Origin of the sequence: Bradyrhizobium sp. 482_C4_N1_8 (genome assembly GCF_052075965.1) — a bacterium.
Classification (GTDB): domain Bacteria; phylum Pseudomonadota; class Alphaproteobacteria; order Rhizobiales; family Xanthobacteraceae; genus Bradyrhizobium; species Bradyrhizobium barranii.
On sequence record NZ_CP197231.1, the window covers coordinates 3,186,439 to 3,209,633 of the forward strand.

Sequence of the window (23,195 nt, forward strand, 5' to 3'; positions counted from 1 at the left end):
ATGCAGCATCCAGTTTCCGCGCCGATCGGCGTGACCGTGCCGAACTATGCCGACCGCATCGGCTTTGCGCAGCTGACGCGCCAGGCGTTCGAAGGTGTCGATCTGCAGCCACTGCGCGATCAGCTCGTCACGCGGATCACGGAAGGAGCAGCGCACGCGGGCGAAGGCCTTGACCTATCGCTGATCGTCCAGCTACTCGGCGACAAGGCGGCGGGGCTGGCGATCCAGTCGGAGGTGCTGACCTTCCATCAATTGTTTCGCACGCCCGCTGCGGCTCCGAAGCCCGGCTTGCGCGTGCTCGCCCTTGCGGCCGACATCGACATGGGCGGCAACACGCCGATCGAATTCCTGCTCGAAGGCTCCGATTTCGAGCTGCTGACGCTCTATGTGACCAAGGATGTCGGCTTGCCTGAAACGTTGCCCGATCACGACGTTGCCATCGTGGTTGCATCCGATTCCGAGGAATGCCGGGAAACACTGGCCCTGATCGAAAAGGCTGCGCCGCACTGGCCGCGTCCGCTGCTCAATCGCCCCGATCTCATCGGCAACCTCGATCGCGACAAGCTGTATCGGCTGCTGGCGGGCATCCCTGGTCTCGAGATTCCATCGACCATCCACGCCACGCGCGCGCAATTGATGGATCTCGCGCAGGGCCGGATCGCTTGCGAGGACATCGCCGGCGAATTACGCTTTCCGATGATCGCGCGGCCGCGCGGCACGCATGCCGGTGTCGGGCTCGCGAAGCTCGACGATGCGCCGGCACTCGCGGCCTATCTCGCCGAGCGCGAGGAGCAGGATTTCTTTGTCGCGCGCTTCGTCGATTATGTGAGCCCCGACGGGCTCTACCGCAAGTACCGTCTCGCGATGGTCGACGGCAAGCCCTACGCCTGCCACATGGCGATCGCCGATCGCTGGGACATCTGGTATCTCAACGCCTACATGGCGTTCAGCGAGGAGAAGCGGGCTGAAGAGGCCGTCTTCATGCTGGACTTCGACTACGCCTTCGCCGCGCGCCACAAGGCCGCGCTCGACGAGATGAGCCGGCGCGTCGGCCTCGATTATTTCATCGTCGATTGCGCCGAGAACCAGGACCGCGAGCTGCTGGTCTTCGAAGCCGACAACACCGCCGTCGTGCACAACATGGATCCGCCGGTCGTGTTTCCGTACAAGCCGCCGCAGATGCGCAAGATCTTTGCCGCGTTCACGGCGATGCTGTCGCGGCACGCAGGAGAGGGCAAGGCGAGCGCAGCATGAACGAGATCATCCGCAACGCGCAAAGCTCCGTCGCGCAGGCTTCGCTCGATCCGCAGGACTGGAGCGAATTTCGCACGCTCGCCCATCGCATGCTGGACGAGGCGATCGACGGCATCGCCAATGTCCGCACGCGGCCGGCGTGGCAGCCGATTCCCGACGGCATCCGCGCGGCATTGAAGGCCGACGTGCCGCGCGAGGCGAGCGACCTTGCCGATGTCTATCGCGAATTCGCCGAGCATGTCGCGCCCTATGCGACCGGCAACGTCCATCCCGGGTTCATGGGCTGGGTGCACGGCGGCGGCACCGCGGTCGGCATGCTCGCGGAGATGCTCGCAGCTGGCCTCAATGCCAATCTCGGCGGACGCGATCACATGCCGATTGAAGTCGAGCGCCAGATCGTCGCGTGGATGCGGCGCCTGTTTGCCTTCCCGGAGAGTGCGAGCGGCATCTTCGTCACGGGCACGTCGATGGCCAATTTGATGGCGGTGCTGGTGGCGCGCACCGCTGCGCTCTGGACGCTGGCGCGGCAGCACGGCATCGGCAATGACGGCGCGCTGCTCACGGCCTACACGTCGCAGGCTGCGCATGGCTGTGTCTCCAGGGCGATGGACATTGCCGGGCTCGGCACCGATGCGCTGCGCAAGATCGGCGTCGATGCCGATCATCGCATCGACGTCGCCGCGCTACGCACGCAGATCGCTGTCGACCGCGAGGTCGGCTTCAAGCCGTTTCTCGTCGTCGCTTCCGCCGGCACGGTCGATATCGGCGCGATCGACGACCTCAAGGCCATCGCTGCGCTGTGCCGCGAGGAAGGAATCTGGTTTCACGTCGATGGCGCCTTCGGGGCGCTCGCGATCTTCTCGCCCGAGCTCGCGCCCATGCTCGGCGGCATCGAGCTCGCCGATTCCATTGCGCTCGACTTCCACAAATGGGGGCAGGTGCCTTACGACGCCGGCTTCCTGCTGGTGCGCGACGGCGAGCAGCACCGGCAGGCCTTTGCGCAGCCCGCGGCCTATCTGCGCCGCGAGGCGAGGGGCCTTGCGGCTGGTGCAGTCTGGCCCTGCGATCTCGGCCCCGACCTGTCGCGCGGCTTCCGCGCGCTGAAGACCTGGTTCACGCTGAAGACGTTCGGCACCGACCGGCTGGGCGCGGTGATCGCGCGAAGCTGCGCGCTGGCGAAATATCTGGAGACGCGCGTGCTGGCCGAGCCGCGGCTGGAATTGCTGGCACCGGTGAACCTCAACATCGTCTGCTTCCGCTACCGCGCCGACGATGCGGTCAATCGCGAGATCGTCGCCGATGTCCAGGAGTCCGGCGTTGCGGCGCCCTCGAGCACGACGCTGGACGGCAGGTTCGCGATCCGCGCTGCCATCGTCAATCACCGTACCGACGAGACGGACATCGACGCGCTTGTGGCTGCGGTGCTGGAGTTCGGCGCGCGGCGGACCGGCGATGGTCTGATCGAGATCGAGGCGCCGCCGCTGGCGGCGCAGTGACCAGGAACGCAGGTGAAACGACAACGGCCCCGGAGATGATCCGGGGCCGTTGTCGTTTGGGCAGGTTGATGCGTGCCGATCAGGCGGCCGAGCTGACGTCGCCCTTGGGATGCGTCGCTTGGTACTGGTCCCGCAGCTTCTCTTCATAGGCGATCAGCTTGCGGGCATCCTTCAGCGCCCGATAGAGATCGCCGCTCATGATGTTGTTGTTGATGCTTTCGATGATCGGCCAGGCGCTCGGCACCGCGGTGACGATGTCGCGCACAAGGTTGAAGTAGGTGCCGTGCTGGCTCTGCGGATCCGGCGAGATGTACATGAGCTGGACTGCGAGATAGACGAGCTTGGCCGGCGTGTCGGCGGTCTCCGGCGTGAGGATGTCGCGCTCGCGCAGGATCGGCACGTTGTCGCCGTCGATCAGGAGGCGGGCGCGCTGGTCGGTGTTGGTGATCACCGAATTGCCGACGATGATGCGTTCGTGCGGTTTGAGCTCAACCTTGAGAGCCATGCCTGTTCTCCATCAACCCTTTTACAACGATCCGTCGCGGCGTTCGTGCGATGAGGGCGATCGTTCGTGATTTGGAGCCGATCCTTGCGCAACATGGTTAACAGGTCGTAAACGACGGCGGCGCGGACAGAAAATGCAACAATTTCAAGGCTGATAGCGGCATGTCCAGCCGTCTGCCGCGGCCTCGAAGGGCGCTTTCAGCGTCCCGGCGGGAAAAGTGCGGGTTTCATTTCACGGATTGTTAGAGGCTTGGACGCACGGTCCGGCGGTCGTCTGATCAATTTTGGTCAGATAGGACGCGTAGCTACCAGAAAGGTAACAGTATGTCCGTCGTTCTCTCCGCATCGGTTCGCCAGAACCTGCTCTCCCTCCAGTCCACCGCCGACCTCCTCGCCACCACCCAGTCCCGTCTGTCGACTGGCCGCAAGGTGAACTCGGCTCTGGATAATCCCACCAACTTCTTCACCGCCCAGGGCCTTGATAACCGCGCCAGCGACATCGGCAATCTGCTCGATGGCATCGGCAACGGCGTTCAGGTTCTCCAGGCAGCCAACACCGGCATCACCTCGCTGCAGAAGCTGGTGGACAGCGCCAAGTCGATTGCCAACCAGGTGCTGCAGAGCCCGACGGGCTACTCCACCAAGTCGACCGTGACCTCGACCGCCATCACCGGCGCGACCGCCAACAACCTGCTCGGCACCGGCTACACCAACAACACGGTCGCCGGCACCGCCGTGCTGAACGACAACACGGGCACTGCGGTCAACATCACCGCTTCCACCCAGCTGGTTGGCACCGCGGGCGCGACGTCCGACGACCTTGCTACGGCCATCACCAACGGCTCGGTCCTGACGGTCAACGGCAAGAACATCACGTTCTCGACCGCGCAGACCACTTCGACCACCGACACCGCCGGCAACGTCACCATCGGCATCGGCACGGGCAGCACCTTGACGGTGCAGAGCGTGCTGAGTGCGATCGACGGCATCACCGGCACCGGCACCGCCTCGACTGTCGCCGCTGGTAAGCTCACGCTGAGCACCGGCACGACCTCGGATCTCACGATCGCGGGTTCGGGCAACGTGCTCGCCGCGCTCGGTCTCACCGCCGGCACCACCGCCCGCGTCCCGCCCGCCATCTCCGGCCAGACGCTGACGATCGCAGCCACCGGCGGCGGCACGCCCACCAGCATCACCTTCGGCACCGGCACCGGCCAGATCTCGACGCTGAACGGGCTCAATTCGGCGCTGGCGGCCAACAACCTGCAGGCCTCGATCGACTCGACCGGCGTGATCTCCATCACGACCACGAACGACGCGGCCTCCTCGACGATCGGTACGCTCGGCGGCTCGGCCTTTACCGCCACCGGCCCGTTCCACAGCGCTGCCATCGCGGCTCCGGTTGCCGATCCGACCTCGCAGACCCAGCGTGCAGGCTTGGTTGCGCAGTACAACAACGTGCTCGCGCAGATCAACACGACCGCGCAGGATGCCTCCTTCAACGGCGTCAACCTGCTCAACGGCGACACGCTGAAGCTGACGTTCAACGAAACCGGCAAGTCGACGCTGAGCATCACCGGTGTGACCTTCAACACCGCGGGTCTCAACATCTCGACCCTCGCCTCGGGCACCGACTTCCTGGACAACGCTTCGGCCAACAAGGTCCTGACCTCGCTCAATGCCGCCAGCAGCACGCTGCGTTCGGAAGCATCGACGCTGGGTTCGAACCTGTCGGTCGTGCAGATCCGTCAGGACTTCAACAAGAACCTGATCAACGTCCTGCAGACCGGTTCGTCCAACCTGACGCTGGCCGACACCAACGAGGAAGCGGCCAACAGCCAGGCGCTGTCGACCCGCCAGTCGATCGCGGTCTCGGCGCTGTCGCTGGCCAACCAGTCGCAGCAGAGCGTGTTGCAGCTCCTGCGCTGATACGCGGCGAAAATCGTCAAACAAGGCATTACGGCGGGGCTTTTGCCTCGCCGTTTTTTTGCGCGTGATGCGGCGTGAACCGGGTTTCAGGGAACCCTGACCGGTTAATACCTTGTTAATCTTGTGGCTTAAGCCGCCATTAACCTTAATTTAAAGGAGTGGGCCTAGAACTAGACAAAAGCCCATTTGCCAGACCGGCGGGCTCCGATTCGTACGCGTCGCGCTCCAAGAGGAAGATCTGCCAATGTCCAACATCGTTCTCTCGGCATCAGTCCGCCAGAACCTGTTGTCGCTGCAGTCGACAGCCGACCTGCTCGCTACCACGCAGGAACGTCTTGCAACCGGCAAGAAGGTCAACACGGCGCTGGACAATCCGACCAACTTCTTCACCGCACAGGGGCTCGACAATCGCGCCAGCGACATCAGCAATCTCCTGGATGGCATCAGCAACGGCGTGCAGGTGCTGCAGGCCGCGAACACCGGCATCACCTCGCTGCAAAAGCTGGTCGACAGCGCCAAATCGATCGCCAGCCAGGTGCTGCAGAGCCCAACAGGGTACTCGCCCAAGTCCAACGTGACGGCGGCCGCGGTCCCCGGTGCGACCGCCAACAACCTGCTGGGCACGGCATACACCAACAACACGGTCACCGGCACCGTCGTCAACAATGACGATACGAGCGGCGCGGCGCCGATCACGGGCGCGACCAAGCTGGTCGGTACCGCCGGTGCGGGTTCCGACGATCTCGGTACGACGATCACCAACGGTTCGGTCCTGACTGTCGACGGCAAGACGATCACCTTCTCGACCGCGCAAACCACCTCGACCACCGACTCGTTCGGCAACGTCACGATCGGCATCGGTGGCGGCAGCACACTCACGGTGCAGTCGGTACTTAGCGCGATCGACGGCATCACGGGTACGGGCACGGCCTCGACCGTTTCCGGCGGCAAGCTCGTGCTCAGCACCGGCACGAGCCAGGATCTGGCGATCTCCGGCTCGGGCAACGTGCTCACGGCGCTCGGCCTCACTGCCGGCACCACCGCCCGCGTTCCGCCCCCGCTCAGCGGCAAGACGTTGACGATCGGCGCGACCGGCGGCGGCACCGCCACCAGCATCACCTTCGGCGCCGGCGTCGGGCAGGTTTCCACGCTCAATCAGCTCAACGCGGCGCTGGCGGCGAACAACCTGCAGGCGACGATCGACACGACCGGTCATCTCAACATCGTGACCTCCAACGACTCGGCGTCCTCGACGATCGGCGCAATCGGCGGCACGGCCGCGGCGAGCGGCCAGCCCTTCTATGGCCTGATCGCGCAGGCGCCCACCGTCGACCCGGATTCGCAAGCCACGCGCGCCAATCTGGTCGGGCAGTACAACAACGTGCTCGCGCAAATCAACACCACGGCGCAGGACTCTTCCTACAACGGCGTTAATCTGCTGAACGGCGATACGCTCAAGCTCGTGTTCAACGAAACCGGGCGTTCGACGCTGAACATTCAGGGCGTCACCTTCAACGACGCCGGCCTCAACCTTGCTCCCTTGACCTCGGGCGTTGATTTCCTGGACTCGAAATCGGCGAACGCCATTCTGACTTCGCTCAACTCGGCCAGCACCACGCTGCGTGCCGAGGCGTCGACGCTCGGTTCGAACCTGTCGATCGTGCAGATCCGTCAGGACTTCAGCAAGAACCTGATCAACGTGCTGCAGACCGGCTCGTCGAGCTTGACGCTTGCGGACACCAACGAGGAAGCGGCCAACAGCCAGGCGCTCTCGACGCGCCAGTCGATCGCAGTCTCCGCGCTTTCGCTCGCCAACCAGTCGCAGCAGAGCGTGCTTCAGCTCCTCCGCTAAGCGCGACGCTGACGTACACGATGAATCATTCAACGGCGAAGCCTAGGCTTCGCCGTTGTTTTGAGCGAGATCGCTAACTGTCGATTAGCTCAGATCAGCGCATGATGGATGCAATCGTTTACAGTGCGCGCACTCGGATTTAGCCTTGAGGTAAAGGTGGATGCCGCGACCCGTAATTGTCCGGAGATCGTCCGCACTCTCACGTAAGCAAATCTTAAGCGGTGCTGCCTAGGGTTGGGAAAGAAATCCTTAAGCCTGTACAACGGGCGAGGAAACCTCCAGGGTGATCGATGTCGAGTTCTGCTGCTTCGGCCTACGCGCGTGTAGCCACGACCACTGCGTCTCCTCGCGATATCGAGGCGCAGACGCTCCTGAAGGCCGCCAACAAGCTGCAGGACGCCATCAACAGCGCCGATCCCTTCAACGAGCAGACGACGCAGGCGTTGATGTTCAACCGCAAGCTCTGGACCATCTTCCTGAGCGAGGCGATGCGCGACACCAATCCGCAGCCGCTCGACGTTCGGCAGAGGATCGCCAACATCAGCGTGTTCGTGCTGAGCCAGACTGCAGCGCTGCTGATGAGCCCGCAGCTCGATCACTTCCGCCCGCTGATCGAGATCAATCGCAACATCGCCGCCGGTCTTTCGGGACGGTCGTAACGCGACCGATTCGAACGACCTCGATACGGCCGTCGCGACCCGCGGCGTGAACGTCAGGCGCTGCGATCGGTGCTGAGTGGACGCGGGGGCTCGGACTTCATGTCCAGTGCGTGGAAATAGGCGCGCCGCCGCAGCATCGCTTCATCCGGAAACTGATCGACAACCGCATCGGTCCTTTCGTTCACGACCTGGAACACGAAGGACGCGGCGGGCTGGTTGAAAACGACCTGGCGTGAAACGCTGTCGTTGGTGCTCTGCAAATCATTGCGCGCAGCCGCGCTCGTATCGCTCGCGGCGACCGTCTGGCTCACCGGCAAATCAGTTTGCACGGCCTCGTTCGCCGCCGCATTGGACGTCGTTATGATCTGCACGGGGGCCGGTATCCCCACCGGCCTGATGCTGAAATCTGTACTCATGGCAGCCTCCTGGTTGCCTTGTCTGAGTCAAATCCCAACCCCTCTCAATACGCAACCATGGAACACCAGGATTGAAGACCGGGTAAGCAAACGTGCCTAACCGCGCGACGATATCGCCGCGCGGTTTTTCGTAAAATTGCAGGGAGTTTTCGCGCGCGCTCAGAGCGAGCGGCTGACCGCGAGCGGGGTGATGTGGCGTGGGCCCGGAGCCGCGCGGCGTCCCGCCGCCGTGTAGGTGTTGGGCACGTTGCGCTTCTGGATCTCGGCGTTGACGCCGCGCACCACGCTCTCGGAGACCGCGTGTGCGGTCGCGAGCACGGTGAGATTGACCTGGAGCATCGCGCGGAACGCATCGTGGTGCCGATGCAGCGTCGAGAGCAGCTCGGGCGCGGATTTCGCGAGCTGGGCCTGGTTCGTCTTCAATTCGCTGACGGCGCTGACATAGTTGCGCGACAGCTCCTGCTTCTTGCTCTCGAGCGTCATCGCTTCGCGGACCTGGCCGGCGCGGACGAGCTCGGTCTCGCGCTCGACCAGTCCGAGCAGGGCGTTCATCGAATCCATCAGCTGCTCGGCGACCTTGCGCGCCTCGGCGTTGCCGGGTGCGGTGTTGGGGCGCTGCGCTTGCACCGGCTGACGTGAGGCGTTGAAATGGTTCATCTCGGTTGACCTTATGCCGTGCGGATCGTTTTCGCCTGCTGCATGATGAGGGTGCGGTAGACTTCGGTGGCGACACCGACGCCGCCGGCCTTGGCGAAGTTCTTGGAATATTGCTCGGTCAGCATCGAGCGCCACACGCCGGTGCCCGGGGTGTCGCCGAACGGACCTTCGCCCTTCAGGCCCGAGGTCATCTGCGAGAACATGCTGTTGAGGAACATCGCCTCGAAATCGGTGGCGGTCTTCTGCGCCTTGGACTGCTGCTGTGGCGAGACCTTCTGCAACGCGGCGGCGAGCTCGAAGTCGGGCCGGCCGTTGCGGCTCTCCACCGAGAAGGCCGAGGAGGTGACGACGTGGGGGGGGGTGATCATGCTGGTCTGCATCACATCACCTCGATGTCGGCTTCGATCGCGCCGGCGGCCTTGATCGCCTGGAGGATGCTGATGAGGTCGCGCGGGCCGATGCCGAGGCCGTTGAGGCCGTCGACGAGCTGCTGAAGCGAGACGCCGTCCTTGACGACGGCGAACTTCTTGCCGTCCTCGACGACGCTGACGCCGGTGCGCGGCGTGACCACGGTGCGCCCGCGTGACAGCGGGTTGGGCTGGCTGACCTGCGGGCTCTCGGAGATGGTGACTGTGAGGTTGCCTTGCGCCACCGCGACGGTTGCGACGCGAACGTCGCGGCCCATCACGATGATGCCGCTGCGTTCGTCGATGACGATCTTGGCGGCGAGATCAGGATCGACCTGGAGCTGCTCGATCTCGGTGAGGAAGGCGACGACGTTGCCCTTGAACTCCGGCGGGATCGAAAGCTGCACCGTCGAGGGATCGATCGGCTCGGCCGTCTTGACGCCAAGATAGTCGTTGATCGCGGCCGCGATCCGCTTGGCCGTGGTGAAGTCGGCGTTGCGCAGCGCGAGCCGCACATTCGGCAGCCGATTGAGTGCGAACTCGATCTCGCGCTCGATGATGGCGCCGTTGGCGATGCGGCCGACGGTCGGAACGCCGCGCACGATTTTCGCGGCTTCGCCTTCGGCCTGGAAGCCGGAGATCGCGAGCGAGCCCTGTCCGACCGCGTAGACATTGCCGTCGGCGCCGAGCAGGGGCGTGACCAGCAGGGTGCCGCCGCGCAGATCCTTGGCGTCGCCCAGCGCGGAGACGGTGACGTCCATGCGCGTGCCCTGGGTGGCGAAGGCCGGCAGATTGCCCGTGACCATCACGGCGGCGACGTTGCCGGTGCGGATGGTGGCGCCGCGGATGTTGACGCCCATGCGCTCGAGCATCGCTTGCAGCGACTGCTTGGTGAAGGGGATGTTGTTGAGCGTGTCGCCGGTGCCGTTGAGGCCGACGACGAGGCCGTAGCCGATGAGCTGGTTCTGCCGCACGCCCTCGATATTGGCGAGGTCCTTGATGCGCGATGTCGCGCTTGCAGGCGTGACCGAGAGCGCCAGCGCTGACAGCGCGGCGCAGGCCACCCCAACAATCCTCACCCAACGAACGCCTGGCATCCTCTGCTCCCCGAGGCTCCTCACATCTCGAACCATCCTCGACACTCCCATGACGAGCTGGTCCGACGCTTTCCTTGCGAGTGCTGTGCCAACGCGGGGCAGCGGGGTTACGCGATTGAATAGGTTGAATAAACCTGTTTCCACCGGTGTCAGGGAGCGTTCTCCCTGAGGAGCGAAACTGCCGCCTCTCGGCAGATTTTGCCGGGCCGTTTACGCGCCGTTAACCATAAGACGGCGAAGGTGACGGCATCGATCACCCGGATTCCTGCGATGCGCATCTACGGACCGAACGGCACCACGCTTGGTACGCCGGCCAGCCAGGCCAGGCGGACGAGCTCCGGCACCTTCGTGCTGCCCGACACCTCGTCGGCGCAGGAGACGCGGGGCGCTGCCGCACCGAAGGCGGCCGCGAACATCGATGGGCTGCTCGCACTGCAAGGCATCGAGGAAGATCCGGTCGAGCGCCGCAAGCGCTCGGTCGCCCGTGGCAGGACCGCGCTCGACGTGCTCGACGATCTCAAGATGGGATTACTGTCCGGCAATCTCGACGCCTCGACCGTGATGCGGCTGCGCGATGCCGCGGCGAACCTGAAATCATCCTCGGGCGATCCTAGTTTGGATTCCCTGCTGTCCGAGATCGAGCTGCGCGTCGAGGTCGAGCTGGCCAAGGCCGGGCAGGCTTAGGCCGCTTCGTCCTTCTGCTGCGTGTCGTAGCGGCGCTGGGCGGCGAGCACGTCCTTCAGATTCTGCTCGGCCCAATCGCGCAGGGGATCGACGGCGGCCGCGAGCGTCCCCCCGAGCTGCGTGATCGAATACTCCACCGTCACCGGTACGGTTGCGATGGCGTGACGCTTGATCAGGCCGTCGCGCTCGAGCGACTTGAGAACCTGGCTCAACATCTTCTGCGAAATGCCTTCAATCGTTCGGCGCAACTGATTGAAGCGCATCGGCTCCTCGCGCAGCAGCAGCAGGATCAGCACCGCCCATTTGTCGCCGACGCGGTCGAGGATCTGGCGCGTGGGGCAGTTCGCTGCATAGACGTCTGGCTTCATCGTCAAGTCCTCACGATCCGTTTGGCCCCTTGCGGCTCGCGCGCCGGTGACGGGTCCCGGTTACTCTTGCGTAATCAGGTAAGCACAAAGTGCTCTCTTAACACCAGCATCCGTTGCGATATCTAGTAACCGTTAGTTACCAAAAGAAGCAAAGGAGCCTTCCATGAAAATCGCAGTCGCCGGCGCCTCGGGCCGGGCCGGGTCGGAGATCACCAAGGAACTGTCGCGCCGCGGCCATGCCGTCACGGCAATCGCCCGGAACCCCGAGAAGATCGCGACCCTGCCGAACGTCACGTCCACCAAGGGCGACGTGCTCGACCAGGCCGGCCTTGCCAAGCTGTGGGCCGGGCATGACGTCGCCGTGAGTTCCGTGCACTTCCTGGCCAGCGACCCGCTCAAGCTGATCGGCGCGGCGAAGGCGTCCGGCGTTGGTCGCTACCTCGTTGTCGGCGGTGCCGGCAGCCTGGAAGTCGCTCCCGGCGTCAAACTGGTTACAACCCCCGGTTTTCCCGCCCAATACAAGGCCGAAGCGGAGGCGGGCGGGGCTTTCCTTGACCTGCTGCGAGAGGAAAAGGACCTGAACTGGACCTTCATCTCGCCGTCGGCCCTCTTCATCGAGGGGGAACGAACCGGCAAGTTCCGGCTCGGGACCGATCAGCTTCTCGCAGATGCGAACGGGAAAAGCTGGATCAGCTTCGCCGACTACGCAATTGCGCTCGCCGACGAGATCGAGCGGCCGGCCCATCCAAGGCAGCGTTTCACGGTCGGTTACTAGGCCTTCGGCCGCCCCCGGGTTCTCCAGGATAAACCTTCCTGTGCAAGGGCTTGGGGGCGCTAACCGAACGATCAGGGAAATATTGTCTGTCACAGGAGGCCGCTATATAAGCCCGGCTTAACGGACCCCGTTCCGTTGCGAGTCGTTGCTTAGACAGATAGGCCGCCCTTGGAAAAGTTGAAAAACTACCGACCGACCGAAAAAGAGCCTTTCATGAACGACCGGCAGAAGGAGTACTTCCGTTTGAAGCTCCTCGCCTGGAAGGATGAGATCCTCAAAGAGTCCAAGCTCACGCTGCAGGCTCTGCAGGAGGAGAACGTGAACCACCCCGATCTCGCCGATCGGGCATCGTCCGAAACCGACCGCGCCATCGAACTCCGCGCCCGCGACCGCCAGCGCAAGTTGATCGCCAAGATCGACGCCGCGCTCCAGCGTATCGAGGACAACACCTACGGCTATTGCGAGGACACCGGCGAGCCGATCTCTTTGAAACGGCTCGAAGCCCGGCCCATCGCAACGCTCTCGGTGGAAGCGCAGGAGCGCCACGAGAAACGCGAGAAGGTCTACCGCGACGAATAGAGTCCGAGCCGCAGCGATGCGGCTCTTTGTTTTTGGGCTCACGGTGCAGCTTGAGCGCCGTGATCAGCATTTTGTCTGCCGCTTGCCGCGACGCGCATCAGCGATCGCGAAAAGTGAATCACGATCAATGGGCTAGAGTCACTTCCTCCGAGCTCACGTAAGTTCGGATGAGAAACAGCCTTCACTTCAGGTGGGGGAGGTTTTGCGAGTCGCATCAACGAGATCGACTCGAAGGCTGAGGCAACGATCCGGCAGCTTCACACATCGCTGCAATCAGGCTTGGCTGCAATCAGGCTTGCTGCGACGCCACAAGGCGCGCATCGCCATAAAGCCTGGACCAGCTCAATATTTCCTTAAATGCCGGCAACAGGCCGTAGGCCGCATCCGTCAACTCGTACTCGACCCTCAAGGGTTTCTCCGCGAAGACGGTTCGCGACACCAATCCGTCCTGCTCGAGCTCGCGCAGCTGCGTGGTCAGCATGTGCTGGGTGATGCCGCCGATCGATCGCCGCAACGCGCCGAAACGAACGGCGCCGTTCATCAGTGCAAACAGGATCTCCAGCTTCCACTTGCCGCCGAGTGCATGGATGGCGCGCTTGAAGTCGGCGAGCAGGGCAGCGTCGGGGCTGCAATCGCAGTCGCCGTCGCAAACGCTGGTCAGGTTTTCCATACCGGTCTCGAAATCCATTCTACTTGTTCCCCGGGAGATAGTGACCAGATGCGGCCTTGAGCAGGGTGGCGGAACCAATTCGCCCAGCCTGCGCAATGAGGGGAATTCGGCAATGAGCATTGTTCTGGTCACCGGCGGGTCCGGCTTCGTCGGCATCCATGTCGTCCTGCAGCTTCTGGCCGCCGGCCATCAGGTGCGGACCACGGTGCGTCGCCCGGACCGGCAGGCCGACGTGCTCGCCATGTTGCGCGAGGGCGGAGCTGCGTCGCCGGAAAGCCTGTCCTTTTTCACCGCCGATCTCACCGCGGACGACGGCTGGCGCGAGGCCGTCGCCGGCTGCGATTACGTGCTCCATGTCGCTTCGCCATTGTCGACCAGTGTTCCCAAGGACGAGAACGAGATGATCATCCCGGCCCGCGACGGCACGCTGCGGGTGCTGCATGCCGCACGCGAGGCCGGCGTCAGGCGGGTCGTCGTCACCTCGTCGCTGGGCGCGATCGGCTATGGCCATCCGGCGCGCGACAGGCCGTTCGACGAGACCGACTGGACCAATCTCGACGGCGCCGACGTGCAGCCCTACATCAAATCCAAGACGCTGGCCGAGCGGGCGGCCTGGGATTTCGTCGCGCGCGAGGGCGGTGGGCTCGAATTGTCCGTCGTCAATCCCGCCGGCATTTTTGGCCCCGTGCTCGGGCCGGACTTCTCCGGCTCGATCGAGATCGTCAAATCGCTGCTCGACGGCGCCATGCCGGCGGTGCCGCGGGTCTATTTCGGTGTGGTCGACGTGCGCGACGTGGCCGATTTGCACCTGCGCGCGATGACAGCGCCCGAAGCGAAAGGCGAGCGCTTCATCGCGGTCTCCGGCGAGACGATGTCGATCCTCGATATCGCCAGGGTGCTGCGGCGGGAACTCGGACCCAGGGCGCGCCGGGTTCCGCGGCTCCAGGCCCCGGACTGGCTGGTGCGGCTGGCCGCGAACCGGATTCCGCTGCTGCGCGCGGTCGTGCCGATGCTTGGAAGGGTTCGGCATTCCACCAGCGCCAAGGCGAGGTCGCTGCTCGGCTGGCAGGCCCGTTCCAACGACGAGGCGATCCTCGCGACGGCCGAGAGCCTGATCCGGCTCGGTCTCGTCAAGGGCTGAGGCCGCCCTTGGCCCGTCCCTTGGCCCGCGCTTGTCACGCCGCGGCGGGGATGCTGAAGTGCCGACCTCAATTGCGTAGCGTGGGAGCCGGCGCCGATGGACAAGATTCTCAAAGCCGCAAAGGCGATTGCACTCGCGCGCCGTAACCGCGCGCCGCTCGCGGCCCTGGACCATCCGCCGGCCGACGAAGCCGAGGGTTATCAGGTCCAGCGCGCGCTGCACGATCTCCTGTTGCCGCATGTCGGGCCGCTGGTCGGCTACAAGATCGGCTGCACCAGTCAGGTGATGCAGGACTATATCGGCATCCCGCATCCCTGCGGCGGCAGCGTGTTCCAGAAGGGCGTGCACGAGAGCGGGGCCAAGCTCGCGGCTGCCAACTATGTCCGTGTCGGCGTCGAGTGCGAGATCGCGGTGCGATTGAAGCGCGACCTCGCCGCCGGCGAGGCGCCGTTCACGGCCGAATGGGTCGGCGAGGCCGTTGAGTTCTATCATCCCGCGATCGAGATCGTCGACGACCGCTATGTGAAGTGGGAATCGATGGGTGCGCCGACGTTGATCGCCGACGATTTCTTCGCCGCTGGCTGCGTGCTGGGTGAGGCGGTGCCGCGCTCGTCGGTGCCGGATCTGAAGGCGGTCAAGGGCCGCGCCATCGTCAATGGCGAAGAGGTCAGCCACGGCACCGGCGCCGACGTGCTCGGCCATCCCCACAACGCACTCGCCTGGCTCGCCAACCACCTCGCCGCCGAAAGCAAGGGTCTGCACGCGGGGCAACTCGTGCTGACGGGGAGCCTGGTGAAGACGCTGTGGCTGAAGGCCGGCGACAAGGTGCGGATGGAGCTGGACGGGCTGGGCGTGGTGGAGGCGGAGTTTACGTGAGGGCTCCTACGGCAATCCCCGCCGTCAGTCGTCCCAATCGGCTTTACAAAATACATGCGGCCCTCGCCAGGGGAGCTAGCGAGGGCCGCGTAGTACATCGTCGTTCGCGCCTAGGTTCGCGAACACGATGTGGGAGCTCGGGAGAGGCTTAGAAGGGCAACAGCACGTCCATGACCTGCTGACCGTAGCGCGGCTGCTGCACGTCCGTGATCTGGCCGCGGCCGCCATAGGCGATGCGGGCCTGTGCGATCTTGCTGGAATCGATGGTGTTGTCGCTCTGGATGTCTTCGGGGCGGACGATGCCGGCGACGATGAGTTCGCGGATCTCGTAGTTGACGCGGATCTCCTGCTTGCCTTCGACGACGAGGTTGCCGTTCGGCAGCACCTGGGTCACGACCGCGGCGACGTTGGTCTGCAAGGCCTCCGTGCGATTGACCGAGCCCTTGCCGTCGGCGGAGGATGTCGAGTCGGTGGTGAGAAGGCGGCCGGGCAGGATCTTGAGCGGCTGCGTGACCGTCTTGCTGCCGATGAAATCGGTAATCCCCGAATCCTCCTTGGCGGTTCGGCTGCGCTGGGTCTCGTTGGCGATGTTGGCCTTGTCGGTGATGTTCACGGTCACGGTCAGGAGGTCGCCGACATGGGTCGCGCGCTGGTCCTTGAAGAAGGCGCGGCTGCCGTTGCGCCACAATGAGTTCGGATTGTAGGAGGCGACTTCCGGCTTCGGCATCGGCATCTGCACCGGCTTGTAGCCGGGCTGCGTCGTCGGATTGTCGATCGCCGACAATTTCGGTTGCTCGCCGATCTGCGACAGGCGGTCGATCGAGGAGCAGCCGCTCGCCAGCGCGCAAACTGCCAGCAGCAGACCAGAGATCGCGACGCGACGAAGACGGGAAGCCGAACTGAAACTGGACATGACTTACTCTGACTTGGCTGGAGCTTGCGGGACGCGAACTTGCGGAATATGGGCTTGGGCGATCTGAGCAGGAGACGCGGGGGCCTGGACCGGGCTCTGGGCGAGCGCTGCAGCAGCGGCCGCGGGGGTGGGCGCTTCGTCGCGCTTGAGCGAGGAGGTCTGCTCGACCGCAGGCGCCATCGGCGCGGACTGGCTCGCCCCCTGGATCGTCACCTGGCCGCGACCGGTGACAATGCCTGCCAGCGTGCGCTTGGTCTGGAGATTGAGCACGCTCACGGTGTCGCCCTCGGCGCCGCTCTCGAGCGCCTTGCCGCGCGTGGTGAGGTAGATCCCGGGGACCTGGTAGATGACGGTGACGCTCTGGTCGCGCGACACGAAGTCCGGCTTGACGATGTCGGCGACGCGGATCGGCATGCCCGCCCGCATCGGCCGGCGGAGCTGCATGCCGAGCGTGCGATCGCGCGAGGCGGGCTCGCCGGTGACCTCGGCCTTGGGCCGGCGCTCCAGCGCGATGTCGGAGGACTTGAGGAGATCGGCGCGGTCGATGTCGCGCGTCAGCACGGCCACTTCCACCGTCTCGATCGCGGTGCCGGTGAAGCGCAGCTTGGTCGGCGCCGGATTGTTGTCGTTGTTGATCTCGAAGGCGATGTCGAAACGGCCGTTGCGGGCGTCATAGCGGGTTGCGACTGGCTGGAGCGCACCGGTATTGGAGGCGTCGAGCCGCATGTCGGCGACGCCGCGGTCGAACGTGACGGCGATGTTGGCGGCTTCCCCAAGGCCGAAGCGGCGCTCGAGCGCCGAGGCCACCGCGGTTTCGAGGTCCTTGTTGGCGAGCGTGCGGGCGAGGCGGGTGACCTGGACTTCCTTGATGTCGCCGGTCATTACGCCGATCACCTGCTTTGCGCGCAGCACCGACAGCACATGCGCGACCGGCAGCGCGCCGGTGGTGCCGAGATCGGGCGAGCGGTAGACGGGGATCAGCGCGGCCGAGCCGGCATTGTCGATGAGATCGCCGACCCGCACCACGTCCGAGGTCACGGTGACGCTCGCGCGCAGCGTCGGCGCTGCGATGAAATCGTCGGCGGCCTGCGCCGGCAGCGCCAGCAGCAGGAGAGCGGAGATCGTGGCGAGGGTGATGCGGATCATCGTCATCACCTCAGCGGAACAGCGCCGTGGTCGATTGCATCATCTGGTCGGCGGCGCTGATGACCTTGGCGTTCATCTCGTAGGCGCGCTGCGCAGCGATCAGGTCGCTCATCTCCGAGACAACGTCGACATTGGCCTGCTCCAGGCTGCCCTGCGTGACCTTGCCGTAGCCTTCGGAGTTCGCGGTGCCGTCCTGCGGCGGGCCGGAAGAGGGCGTCTCGACGAACTGATTGTTGCCGACGGGCTGGAGGCCCGCTTTGTTGATGAAGCGGGTCACGCCGATCTGGCCCTGAACGGCCGACGTCGACGAACCCGGCAGCGTCACCGAGACCTGGCCCTGCTCGTTGACGGCGAGGCCGGACGCGTTGTTCGGGATGGTGATGGTCGGCTGCACCGGGTTGCCCTGCGCGGTGACGACGCGGCCCTGGTTGTCCATCTGGAAGGTGCCGTCGCGGGTGTACTGGAAGGTGCCGTCGGGCATCAGGATCTTGAAGAAGCCTTCGCCCGAGATCGCGAGGTCGAGGTCGTTGCCGGTCTGCGACAGCGTGCCCTGCGTCATGCTGCGCGGCGTGCCGACGGTCTTGACGCCGCCGCCGATGTCGACGCCGACAGGCACGATGGTGCCCTGGTCCGAGGCCTGCGCGCCGACGCGGCGGACGTGCTCGTAGATCAGGTCCTGGAACGCCGCCGTCTGCTTCTTGAAACCGGTGGTGCGCAGGTTGGCGATGTTGTTGGAGATGACCTGGACGTTGAGTTCCTGGGCCGCCATTCCGGTCGCAGCGGTGTGGAGCGCTTGCATGTCAGTGATCCCCTAATCAGGCCGGAACGTCGGCGAGCTTCTCGATCGCCGATTTGTGGAGGTCGCTCTGCTGCTGAAGCAGGTTGGCGATGGCGGTGTAGCTGCGCATGACCTCGACCATGCGGCTCATCTCGCCGACCGAGTTCACGTTGGACTTCTCGATGTAGCCCTGGCGCACGGTCGACTTGGTGATGGCCTGCGGGGTCGCGGAGCCGACGTCGTAGAGGTTGGCGCCGAGCTTGGTCAGTTTCGCCGGATCGTCGAACGCAGCCATGCGGATCTTGCCGCGGATCGAGTCGGTCTTGGCGGTGCCCTCGAGCACCGTGACGGTGCCGTCGGGTGCGACATTGATGTCGTGGTCGGTGGGCTGGAAGGTGATCGGGCCGCCAGTGCCGAGCACGAGGTTGCCGTCGGAGGTGACGAGCTGGCCGGTGCTGTTGAGCGAGAATTTGCCGTCGCGGGTGTAGCGTTCGCCGCCATTGGCCTGCACCGCGAAGAACGCGTTGCCGTCGATCGCCATGTCGAGCGGGTTGTTGGTCGGCTCCATCGGCCCCTGGCCGACGTCGCGGAAGGTGCCGCGGTCCTGCACATAGGAGACCCGGCGGTCGGACGCGATGAAATTGTCCTCACGCGCGTTCGAGTTGAGAAATTCCTCGAACAGCGAATGGTCGGCCTTGAAGCCGTTGGTGTTGGCATTGGCGACGTTGTTGGCGATGACATCCATCTGCCGTTCCAACGTCATCTGCCGTGACAAGCCGATCAGAAGCGCGTTCTGCATCGGAAATCTCCCCTGAGTGAACCTGCCACCTCGCTCTCCCAAGCGCCTTGGCCGACCCGTGAACGAGACCGCCAGGTTCTCCCAAACCCTCCGGCCTCGGTCCTCTCTCAGCGAAAGCCGTGCCAACTCAGAAAACAAAGTAATTTTAATGTCTTGTCGATTTTAACGGGGAGCGGGGAGGCGGCAGAAAGGTTCTGTTAGCCATGTTTGCCCGGCAGATTTTTCCTAGTGGAGGCCCAATCGAAAGATTCCGTTAACCATTATTACCGTAGCGTTTGCGTGTAAGAGGAGCGCACTGCGCTGGGGCATTTGTATCGCGTCACTGTCTGCCAGGAGGCTTCGCTCTTTCGACCCCTTATGAGATGAGCGAGCCTATCGACCATGGCAGACAATGAAGCGGAAGGCGGCGCAGCCGTCGAAGGCGCGGAAGCCGCTCCGCCGAAGAACAAGCTCAAGCTCATCATCATGGCCGTCGGTCTGCTCGCCGTCCTCGGTGGCGGTGCCGCGACCTGGTTCTTCATCTTCCGTCATGGCGACGACGAGCATCACGCCGAGGCGGCGCCGCCGCCGAAGCCGCCGGCCTTCGTCGACGTGCCCGACATCATGGTCAACCTCGCCGGCGCGCCCGGTGAGCGCGTGCAATATCTCAAGCTCAAGATCGTGCTGGAGCTCAAGGAAGAGAAGCAGATCGAGGCGATCAAGCCGACGATGCCGCGCATCACCGACATCTTCCAGACCTATGTGCGCGAGCTGCGCTCCTCCGACCTCAACGGGTCCGCCGGCGTCTTCCGCCTCAAGGAAGAGCTGACCAAGCGCGTCAACGCGGCGGTCGCCCCGGTCCAGGTCAGCGCAGTGCTGTTCAAGGAAGTCGTGATCCAGTGAGCATGACGGGCTAGGGATCATGGCAGGCACCGACCAACCAGACCAGGATGCAATTGCCGCCCAATGGGAGGCCTCGCTTGATTCCGAGGATCCCGCCGAGGCCGCGAAGGCTGCTGCCGAAAACGAACTATCCGAGACCATGGCCCTGCAATGGGCGGCCATGGTCGAGGACGGCAGCCGCGATCTCGGCGCCGGCAAGAATTCCGGCGAGCGGGTGCTGTCGCAGGAGGAGATCGACAATCTTCTCGGCTTCGCGGTCGGTGACGTCACGCTCGACGACCATTCCGGCATTCGCGCGATCATCGATTCAGCGATGGTCTCCTACGAGCGTCTGCCGATGCTCGAAATCGTCTTCGACCGCCTGGTGCGGTTGCTGACGACCTCCTTGCGCAATTTCACCTCCGACAACGTCGAAGTCTCGCTCGACCGCATCACCTCGGTGCGCTTCGGCGACTACATGAACTCGATCCCGCTGCCGGCCGTTCTCTCGGTGTTCAAGGCCGAGGAGTGGGAAAACTTCGGCATGGCGGTGGTCGATTCGAGCCTGATCTATTCGATGATCGACGTGCTGCTCGGCGGCCGCCGCGGCGCCAGCCAGCTCCGCATCGAGGGCCGGCCCTACACCACGATCGAGACCGAGCTGGTCAAGCGGCTGGTCGAGGTGGTGCTGGTCGATGCCGAACAGGCGTTCCGGCCGCTGTCGCCGGTGACCTTCACGATCGACCGGCTCGAGACCAATCCGCGTTTCGCCGCGATCAGCCGTCCTGCCAACGCCGCGATCCTGGTGCGCCTGCGCATCGACATGGAAGATCGCGGCGGCAATATCGAGCTGCTGCTGCCCTACGCGACCATCGAGCCGATCCGGGGCGTCCTGCTCCAGATGTTCATGGGCGAAAAATTCGGCCGCGACACGATCTGGGAGGGCCATTTCGCCACCGAGATCAACCAGGCCGAGATCGCGGTCGATGCCGTGCTCTACGAGGCCGAAATCCCGCTCAAGCAGCTGATGCGGCTCAAGGTCGGCGACACCCTGCCGCTCGACATGCGCGCGGATGCCAACGTGACCGTGCGTTGCGGCGACGTCACCCTGACCGAGGGGCGGATGGGCCGGGTCGGCGACCGCGTCGCGATACGGGTGACGAAACCCCTGCGCAAGCCAAGTACGACACTTGCGATGTTCGAGAAGGTGGACGAGCAGAACAAGATGATGGAGGCCCCATGAACCACTCCCTGGGAATGGCGATCGAGACGCTGGTGGCTATCCTGCTGATGCTGACCATCGTCTACTGTGTCATGCTCAACAAGCGCCTGACGCGGCTGAAGGCGGACGAGCATTCGCTGAAGGCGGTCATCGGCGAGCTGATCACCGCCACCGAGATCGCCGAGCGCGCGATCGGCGGGCTGAAGCTCGCGGTGCGCGACGTCAACGAGAACCTCGGCAGCCAGCTGGCGGCGGCGACGCAGATGTCGGACCAGCTCTACAAGCAGCTCGGCGAAGCCGACAACGTGGTGCGGCGCCTGTCCAAGATCGCGATCGCCGCGCGCCCTGCGGCGAGCCCGGAAGCGGCCGGGGTGCCCGCGGCCAAGCCCTCATCGGCGAAGGCGGTGGCGGCTGCGGCCGAAGCCTTCTCCGAGCGCCGACGATCCAACGGCCTTGCGGCATAAAGTCAGGGTATGAAATCCTTTCGTAACATCCGCGTCATTCCAGTCGTCCTGGTCGCCGTCGCGGGGCTCGCCACGCTCAAGGTCGTGGGCCTCGTGATCAATGGCGGCTATGTCTTCGACTACCAGCCGAGCCAGATCAAGAAATCCTGGGCGCAGGAGAATCTGAACTTTCCGACGGGGCGGGAAGACTCCGATATCACGGGATCTACCCACGGCGCGCCGAAGGAGGCGCCAAAGCCCGCCGCGCCCGAGACCAAGCCCGAGGGCACTGTGGTCAAGATGGACGAGGCCCAGCCGCAGGTCTCGGCCTCCGAGCGCGCGATCCTGGAGCGCTTGCAGGCACGCCGCCAGGAGATCGAGTCCCGCCAGCGCGAGATCGACATCCGCGAGAGCCTGCTGAAGTCGGCCGAGAAGCGCATCGAAAACAAGGTCGAGGAGATGAAGGCGGTGGAATCCCGCATCTCCGCGACCCAGGCCGAGCAGAAGGCCGCCGAAGCCCAGCGCATGAAGGGCCTCGTGACCATGTATGAGGGCATGAAGCCCAAGGACGCCGCACGGGTGTTCGACCGGCTCGAGATGGGCGTGCTGATCGAGATCGCCTCGCAGATCGCGCCGCGAAAGATGTCGGACATCATGGGCGTGATGTCGCCGGAGGCCGCCGAGCGGCTGACGGTCGAGATGGCCCGCCGGGCCAATGGCGGCGGCGATCAATCGGCCGCGGCCGGCGATCTCCCCAAGATCGACGGCAAGCCGACGCAAAAGCCGAATTGAAGGCTCCGAAGGCGCGGCGCGCTGCGGCAGCCTGCGCGCAATCGCGCGGTCGTTCGGCCTGTACGCGGCTAGACGCCTTGCGTGTCTAGTTCGCGAACCGCTGTTGAACCCTGGGACCCGTCGCGCTCAGCGGCTTCTCGACGGGAAGGAGGGTCTCGCAGTGCTGCCTGATCAGCGCAGCCTTCGTCGTGCGAGTCACGAGATGAAGGGTGCTGTGGCAGCAGGAACACTCGTATACCTTTAGTGCATAGCCCCGCGCGATTGGAAAGACGGCTACGACCGCTCTTGCCTGGCTACATACAATGCAGTTGGCTTCTCCGCTCATTGATTGCTCCCCCAAAAAAGTTGACCAATCGCATTCGCATCGCAATGATCACATTTGATTCAGAGTCGTTGATGGACCGCAACACCTCTGAGGTTGTGCGAGCCTACTCGGCAACCAAGTACGCAGATCAAACGCGCCGGGGAGTGGGGTGATCGCGAGCTTGATGTCTTTGCCGCACGAAGCTCGTCGGCTCGCGTTGCAGATGCAGCTGAAGCAAGCGGCATCTTCTGAGGCTGCGATGAGTTGACGCGTGCAACTGTGAACTGGAGTACAGTGGTGCTGGAGAGTTCGTCCTAGGCTCCCGCCATCGGCAATCAGCCGCGCGGGCGGAAGCCATGAATTACTCGTCCGTAGCAGAACGCGCAATCGAAGCCGTCAATCGGCTGCTCATCGCGGCGATGACGTTGGCCTGGACATCCGCGCTTGACCATCAGCATGCATTGCCGCCGCAAGAAGAGGATGGCGACATTGACGATGCTTGTCCCGAGCGGGACAGCTCCGCCGCATCGGATGGCACGGGGAAACAACACTGAAGATCAATTGCCCTGCGGA

The 23,195-nt window shown here is 64.3% G+C and carries 26 protein-coding genes; 15 read left to right on the forward strand and 11 right to left on the reverse strand.

The genetic code is table 11. The features are described from left to right. Together AB7Z56_RS14745 and AB7Z56_RS14750 are read left to right on the forward strand one after the other, a co-directional pair. Window positions 1–1,254, forward strand: coding sequence for an ATP-grasp domain-containing protein (locus tag AB7Z56_RS14745; RefSeq protein ID WP_354124051.1), 1,254 nt, complete (start codon window positions 1–3; stop codon window positions 1,252–1,254). Next, complete coding sequence (locus AB7Z56_RS14750) at window positions 1,251–2,750, forward strand: pyridoxal phosphate-dependent decarboxylase family protein (protein WP_085405893.1); 1,500 nt, start codon at window positions 1,251–1,253, stop codon at window positions 2,748–2,750. Before AB7Z56_RS14745 ends, AB7Z56_RS14750 begins: the two co-directional genes overlap by 4 nt. A gap of 79 nt (window positions 2,751–2,829) precedes the next feature. Here AB7Z56_RS14750 and flbT read toward each other — a convergent pair whose 3' ends face one another. Then, window positions 2,830–3,255 (reverse strand): flagellar biosynthesis repressor FlbT, encoded by a 426-nt coding sequence (flbT, locus tag AB7Z56_RS14755; protein ID WP_071912194.1) that lies wholly within the window; start codon window positions 3,253–3,255, stop codon window positions 2,830–2,832. Between the two features lie 323 nt (window positions 3,256–3,578). On the opposite strand from flbT, the gene AB7Z56_RS14760 reads away from it, so the two are divergent. The 3 genes from AB7Z56_RS14760 to flaF all read left to right on the forward strand — a co-directional run bounded on the left by AB7Z56_RS14760 (window position 3,579) and on the right by flaF (window position 7,694). Then, the gene (locus tag AB7Z56_RS14760) at window positions 3,579–5,183 is read left to right on the forward strand and encodes a flagellin N-terminal helical domain-containing protein (protein WP_085405894.1); all 1,605 of its coding nucleotides are present in this window, start codon (window positions 3,579–3,581) and stop codon (window positions 5,181–5,183) included. 244 nt (window positions 5,184–5,427) lie between these two features. After that, on the forward strand, window positions 5,428–7,035 hold the full coding sequence (locus AB7Z56_RS14765) for a flagellin N-terminal helical domain-containing protein (RefSeq protein WP_354124052.1): 1,608 nt from the start codon (window positions 5,428–5,430) through the stop codon (window positions 7,033–7,035). Between the two features lie 290 nt (window positions 7,036–7,325). Beyond that, a complete protein-coding gene (gene flaF, locus AB7Z56_RS14770; protein ID WP_014493991.1) occupies window positions 7,326–7,694 on the forward strand; it encodes a flagellar biosynthesis regulator FlaF in 369 nt (122 codons plus the stop codon). A 53-nt stretch (window positions 7,695–7,747) separates the two neighbouring features. On the opposite strand, the gene AB7Z56_RS14775 is transcribed toward flaF, so the two are convergent. From AB7Z56_RS14775 to AB7Z56_RS14790, 4 genes are all read right to left on the reverse strand, one after another. Further along, a complete protein-coding gene (locus tag AB7Z56_RS14775) occupies window positions 7,748–8,110 on the reverse strand; it encodes a hypothetical protein (RefSeq protein ID WP_028148520.1) in 363 nt (120 codons plus the stop codon). Window positions 8,111–8,269: 159 nt separating this feature from the next. Further along, on the reverse strand, window positions 8,270–8,767 hold the full coding sequence (locus AB7Z56_RS14780; protein WP_085405895.1) for a hypothetical protein: 498 nt from the start codon (window positions 8,765–8,767) through the stop codon (window positions 8,270–8,272). An 11-nt stretch (window positions 8,768–8,778) separates the two neighbouring features. Continuing rightward, a complete protein-coding gene (gene flgJ, locus AB7Z56_RS14785) occupies window positions 8,779–9,147 on the reverse strand; it encodes a flagellar assembly peptidoglycan hydrolase FlgJ (RefSeq protein WP_085405896.1) in 369 nt (122 codons plus the stop codon). Beyond that, complete coding sequence (locus AB7Z56_RS14790) at window positions 9,147–10,271, reverse strand: flagellar basal body P-ring protein FlgI (RefSeq protein WP_085405897.1); 1,125 nt, start codon at window positions 10,269–10,271, stop codon at window positions 9,147–9,149. Before AB7Z56_RS14790 ends, flgJ begins: the two co-directional genes overlap by 1 nt. Window positions 10,272–10,541: 270 nt before the next feature. Here AB7Z56_RS14790 and AB7Z56_RS14795 point away from each other — a divergent pair, with 270 nt between their 5' ends. After that, the gene (locus AB7Z56_RS14795; RefSeq protein ID WP_231142313.1) at window positions 10,542–10,955 is read left to right on the forward strand and encodes a flagellar assembly protein FliX; all 414 of its coding nucleotides are present in this window, start codon (window positions 10,542–10,544) and stop codon (window positions 10,953–10,955) included. Here the strand turns inward: AB7Z56_RS14795 and AB7Z56_RS14800 are convergent. After that, entirely contained in the window at window positions 10,952–11,323 is a 372-nt protein-coding gene (locus AB7Z56_RS14800; RefSeq protein WP_085405899.1) for a winged helix-turn-helix transcriptional regulator, read from the reverse strand. The two genes, AB7Z56_RS14795 and AB7Z56_RS14800, sit on opposite strands and share 4 nt — an antisense overlap. 163 nt (window positions 11,324–11,486) lie before the next feature. Here AB7Z56_RS14800 and AB7Z56_RS14805 point away from each other — a divergent pair, with 163 nt between their 5' ends. Beyond that, window positions 11,487–12,098, forward strand: coding sequence for an NAD(P)-dependent oxidoreductase (locus AB7Z56_RS14805; protein ID WP_231142312.1), 612 nt, complete (start codon window positions 11,487–11,489; stop codon window positions 12,096–12,098). Window positions 12,099–12,311: 213 nt separating this feature from the next. Further along, window positions 12,312–12,677: an RNA polymerase-binding protein DksA gene (dksA, locus tag AB7Z56_RS14810; protein WP_008554760.1), complete on the forward strand. Its 366-nt coding sequence runs from the start codon at window positions 12,312–12,314 to the stop codon at window positions 12,675–12,677. 289 nt (window positions 12,678–12,966) lie between these two features. On the opposite strand, the gene AB7Z56_RS14815 is transcribed toward dksA, so the two are convergent. Beyond that, a complete protein-coding gene (locus AB7Z56_RS14815; protein ID WP_354124071.1) occupies window positions 12,967–13,365 on the reverse strand; it encodes a winged helix-turn-helix transcriptional regulator in 399 nt (132 codons plus the stop codon). Between the two features lie 94 nt (window positions 13,366–13,459). Between AB7Z56_RS14815 and AB7Z56_RS14820 the strand changes: the two genes are divergently transcribed. Together AB7Z56_RS14820 and AB7Z56_RS14825 are read left to right on the forward strand one after the other, a co-directional pair. Then, window positions 13,460–14,488 carry an SDR family oxidoreductase gene (locus tag AB7Z56_RS14820; RefSeq protein WP_259256823.1) on the forward strand — a complete coding sequence of 343 codons (1,029 nt, stop codon included), beginning with the start codon at window positions 13,460–13,462 and terminating at the stop codon, window positions 14,486–14,488. A 96-nt stretch (window positions 14,489–14,584) separates the two neighbouring features. Then, window positions 14,585–15,364, forward strand: coding sequence for a 2-keto-4-pentenoate hydratase (locus AB7Z56_RS14825; RefSeq protein WP_208087701.1), 780 nt, complete (start codon window positions 14,585–14,587; stop codon window positions 15,362–15,364). 148 nt (window positions 15,365–15,512) lie between these two features. Here the strand turns inward: AB7Z56_RS14825 and flgH are convergent, their stop codons facing one another. Genes flgH through flgF form a run of 4 tightly spaced genes read right to left on the reverse strand, consistent with a single transcriptional unit; the run spans window position 15,513 to window position 19,000 of the window. Further along, window positions 15,513–16,277 (reverse strand): flagellar basal body L-ring protein FlgH, encoded by a 765-nt coding sequence (gene flgH / locus AB7Z56_RS14830; RefSeq protein WP_354124053.1) that lies wholly within the window; start codon window positions 16,275–16,277, stop codon window positions 15,513–15,515. A 3-nt stretch (window positions 16,278–16,280) separates the two neighbouring features. Further along, window positions 16,281–17,423, reverse strand: a complete 1,143-nt coding sequence (gene flgA / locus AB7Z56_RS14835; RefSeq protein ID WP_354124054.1) for a flagellar basal body P-ring formation chaperone FlgA — start codon at window positions 17,421–17,423, stop codon at window positions 16,281–16,283. Window positions 17,424–17,433: 10 nt separating this feature from the next. Then, complete coding sequence (flgG, locus tag AB7Z56_RS14840) at window positions 17,434–18,222, reverse strand: flagellar basal-body rod protein FlgG (RefSeq protein WP_014494004.1); 789 nt, start codon at window positions 18,220–18,222, stop codon at window positions 17,434–17,436. A 16-nt stretch (window positions 18,223–18,238) separates the two neighbouring features. Next, entirely contained in the window at window positions 18,239–19,000 is a 762-nt protein-coding gene (gene flgF, locus AB7Z56_RS14845) for a flagellar basal-body rod protein FlgF (RefSeq protein ID WP_071912210.1), read from the reverse strand. Between the two features lie 381 nt (window positions 19,001–19,381). On the opposite strand from flgF, the gene fliL reads away from it, so the two are divergent. From fliL to AB7Z56_RS14870, 5 genes are all read left to right on the forward strand, one after another. After that, window positions 19,382–19,882 carry a flagellar basal body-associated protein FliL gene (fliL, locus tag AB7Z56_RS14850; RefSeq protein ID WP_441256349.1) on the forward strand — a complete coding sequence of 167 codons (501 nt, stop codon included), beginning with the start codon at window positions 19,382–19,384 and terminating at the stop codon, window positions 19,880–19,882. A 19-nt stretch (window positions 19,883–19,901) separates the two neighbouring features. Continuing rightward, window positions 19,902–21,104 carry a flagellar motor switch protein FliM gene (gene fliM, locus AB7Z56_RS14855; protein ID WP_071912214.1) on the forward strand — a complete coding sequence of 401 codons (1,203 nt, stop codon included), beginning with the start codon at window positions 19,902–19,904 and terminating at the stop codon, window positions 21,102–21,104. Continuing rightward, entirely contained in the window at window positions 21,101–21,547 is a 447-nt protein-coding gene (locus AB7Z56_RS14860) for a DUF6468 domain-containing protein (protein WP_354124056.1), read from the forward strand. The genes fliM and AB7Z56_RS14860 overlap by 4 nt, the downstream gene beginning before the upstream one ends. A 9-nt stretch (window positions 21,548–21,556) precedes the next feature. Continuing rightward, complete coding sequence (locus AB7Z56_RS14865) at window positions 21,557–22,318, forward strand: MotE family protein (RefSeq protein ID WP_354124057.1); 762 nt, start codon at window positions 21,557–21,559, stop codon at window positions 22,316–22,318. A 660-nt stretch (window positions 22,319–22,978) separates the two neighbouring features. Next, window positions 22,979–23,176 (forward strand): hypothetical protein, encoded by a 198-nt coding sequence (locus AB7Z56_RS14870; RefSeq protein ID WP_071912220.1) that lies wholly within the window; start codon window positions 22,979–22,981, stop codon window positions 23,174–23,176. The last annotated feature ends 19 nt before the right edge of the window (window positions 23,177–23,195 follow it).

What these genes read in the sequence shown, in the direction of transcription:
- AB7Z56_RS14865 (WP_354124057.1), top strand. Translation starts at nt 21,557, where the DNA reads ATGAAATCCTTTCGTAACATCCGCGTCATTCCAGTCGTCCTGGTCGCC.
- flgJ (WP_085405896.1), bottom strand. Translation starts at nt 9,147, where the DNA reads ATGCAGACCAGCATGATCACCCCCCCCCACGTCGTCACCTCCTCGGCC.
- dksA (WP_008554760.1), top strand. Translation starts at nt 12,312, where the DNA reads ATGAACGACCGGCAGAAGGAGTACTTCCGTTTGAAGCTCCTCGCCTGG.
- AB7Z56_RS14825 (WP_208087701.1), top strand. Translation starts at nt 14,585, where the DNA reads ATGGACAAGATTCTCAAAGCCGCAAAGGCGATTGCACTCGCGCGCCGT.
- AB7Z56_RS14765 (WP_354124052.1), top strand. Translation starts at nt 5,428, where the DNA reads ATGTCCAACATCGTTCTCTCGGCATCAGTCCGCCAGAACCTGTTGTCG.
- flgA (WP_354124054.1), bottom strand. Translation starts at nt 17,423, where the DNA reads ATGATCCGCATCACCCTCGCCACGATCTCCGCTCTCCTGCTGCTGGCG.
- fliM (WP_071912214.1), top strand. Translation starts at nt 19,902, where the DNA reads ATGGCAGGCACCGACCAACCAGACCAGGATGCAATTGCCGCCCAATGG.
- fliL (WP_441256349.1), top strand. Translation starts at nt 19,382, where the DNA reads ATGGCAGACAATGAAGCGGAAGGCGGCGCAGCCGTCGAAGGCGCGGAA.
- AB7Z56_RS14820 (WP_259256823.1), top strand. Translation starts at nt 13,460, where the DNA reads ATGAGCATTGTTCTGGTCACCGGCGGGTCCGGCTTCGTCGGCATCCAT.
- flgF (WP_071912210.1), bottom strand. Translation starts at nt 19,000, where the DNA reads ATGCAGAACGCGCTTCTGATCGGCTTGTCACGGCAGATGACGTTGGAA.
- flgG (WP_014494004.1), bottom strand. Translation starts at nt 18,222, where the DNA reads ATGCAAGCGCTCCACACCGCTGCGACCGGAATGGCGGCCCAGGAACTC.
- AB7Z56_RS14790 (WP_085405897.1), bottom strand. Translation starts at nt 10,271, where the DNA reads ATGCCAGGCGTTCGTTGGGTGAGGATTGTTGGGGTGGCCTGCGCCGCG.
- AB7Z56_RS14815 (WP_354124071.1), bottom strand. Translation starts at nt 13,365, where the DNA reads ATGGATTTCGAGACCGGTATGGAAAACCTGACCAGCGTTTGCGACGGC.
- AB7Z56_RS14795 (WP_231142313.1), top strand. Translation starts at nt 10,542, where the DNA reads ATGCGCATCTACGGACCGAACGGCACCACGCTTGGTACGCCGGCCAGC.
- AB7Z56_RS14760 (WP_085405894.1), top strand. Translation starts at nt 3,579, where the DNA reads ATGTCCGTCGTTCTCTCCGCATCGGTTCGCCAGAACCTGCTCTCCCTC.
- flgH (WP_354124053.1), bottom strand. Translation starts at nt 16,277, where the DNA reads ATGTCCAGTTTCAGTTCGGCTTCCCGTCTTCGTCGCGTCGCGATCTCT.
- AB7Z56_RS14780 (WP_085405895.1), bottom strand. Translation starts at nt 8,767, where the DNA reads ATGAACCATTTCAACGCCTCACGTCAGCCGGTGCAAGCGCAGCGCCCC.
- AB7Z56_RS14800 (WP_085405899.1), bottom strand. Translation starts at nt 11,323, where the DNA reads ATGAAGCCAGACGTCTATGCAGCGAACTGCCCCACGCGCCAGATCCTC.
- AB7Z56_RS14745 (WP_354124051.1), top strand. Translation starts at nt 1, where the DNA reads ATGCAGCATCCAGTTTCCGCGCCGATCGGCGTGACCGTGCCGAACTAT.
- AB7Z56_RS14775 (WP_028148520.1), bottom strand. Translation starts at nt 8,110, where the DNA reads ATGAGTACAGATTTCAGCATCAGGCCGGTGGGGATACCGGCCCCCGTG.
- flaF (WP_014493991.1), top strand. Translation starts at nt 7,326, where the DNA reads ATGTCGAGTTCTGCTGCTTCGGCCTACGCGCGTGTAGCCACGACCACT.
- AB7Z56_RS14805 (WP_231142312.1), top strand. Translation starts at nt 11,487, where the DNA reads ATGAAAATCGCAGTCGCCGGCGCCTCGGGCCGGGCCGGGTCGGAGATC.
- AB7Z56_RS14870 (WP_071912220.1), top strand. Translation starts at nt 22,979, where the DNA reads ATGAATTACTCGTCCGTAGCAGAACGCGCAATCGAAGCCGTCAATCGG.
- AB7Z56_RS14750 (WP_085405893.1), top strand. Translation starts at nt 1,251, where the DNA reads ATGAACGAGATCATCCGCAACGCGCAAAGCTCCGTCGCGCAGGCTTCG.
- AB7Z56_RS14860 (WP_354124056.1), top strand. Translation starts at nt 21,101, where the DNA reads ATGAACCACTCCCTGGGAATGGCGATCGAGACGCTGGTGGCTATCCTG.
- flbT (WP_071912194.1), bottom strand. Translation starts at nt 3,255, where the DNA reads ATGGCTCTCAAGGTTGAGCTCAAACCGCACGAACGCATCATCGTCGGC.